Raw genomic sequence first — 910 nt, 5'->3', positions numbered from 1 at the left:
TCGTGAACGGTGTGCTAGATAAAGCCGCACCACACGTACGTAAGAAATAACGATTTCTTCAATGAAAAGGTCAGCACATGCTGACCTTTTTTGTATGATATCAATGCCATTGGCATGAAAAGATAAATGAATTATGTCTGGTGAATTTAACCTGATTGATAAGTATTTTGTTGGCCGACAAAACCAGCGCAAAGACGTACACCTCGCCGCAGGGGACGATTGCGCTCTCGTTAAGGCGCCAGCAAATGTACAGATTGCTATCAGCACCGATACCTTGGTTGCTGGAACCCATTTCCTTCCTCACGCGAACCCTGCTTGGGTTGCTCACAAGGCGCTTGCATCCAACATCAGCGACTTAGCTGCGATGGGCGCAACACCTGCTTGGGTAAGCTTTGCATTGACCATGTCTGAAGTGGATGAAGAATGGCTCGCACCCTTCTGTGATGCGTTTTTCGAACTGGCGGATTACTTCGGTATTCAGTTAATCGGCGGTGATACAACGAAAGGCCCATTAAGCTTAACACTGACAGTGCAAGGTTTTGTGCCTGAGGGCAAAGCGCTGACTCGCTCTGGCGCGAAAGTCGGGGACTGGGTGTATGTCACGGGGAATTTGGGTGACGCAAAAGCAGGGCTGGATGTCATCTTAGATGAAACACTTCGCAGTCGCATTGGTGCTGATGAACTAGAAAAAGCCCACTACCTAAGCACTCCGAGAGTGTTAGCGGGGCAAGCTTTGGTAGGATTAGCATCTTCGGCGATTGATATTTCAGACGGCCTGATTTCGGATATCAAACATATTTTAAAACGCTCACAAGTTGGTGTGAGTATCGATGTGTCTCAATTACCAATCTCTTCAGAGCTGGTACAATTTTTAGATGATAAGGTCAGCGCACAGCAGTATGCTTTATCT

1 protein-coding gene is annotated in these 910 nt (G+C 47.1%); it reads left to right on the top strand.

Annotated elements, in window-relative coordinates; all coding sequences use genetic code 11:
• Positions 1–133: 133 nt before the first annotated feature.
• Positions 134–910 (top strand): thiamine-phosphate kinase (thiL, locus tag R7190_RS26175; protein ID WP_318137716.1); only part of this gene is annotated, 777 nt, incomplete at its 3' end.

The sequence above is a fragment of the Vibrio sp. 1078-1 genome (genome assembly GCF_033340475.1).
Note: the sequence above shows the minus strand (reverse complement) of the source record. Positions and strands in the feature narration are given on the sequence as shown.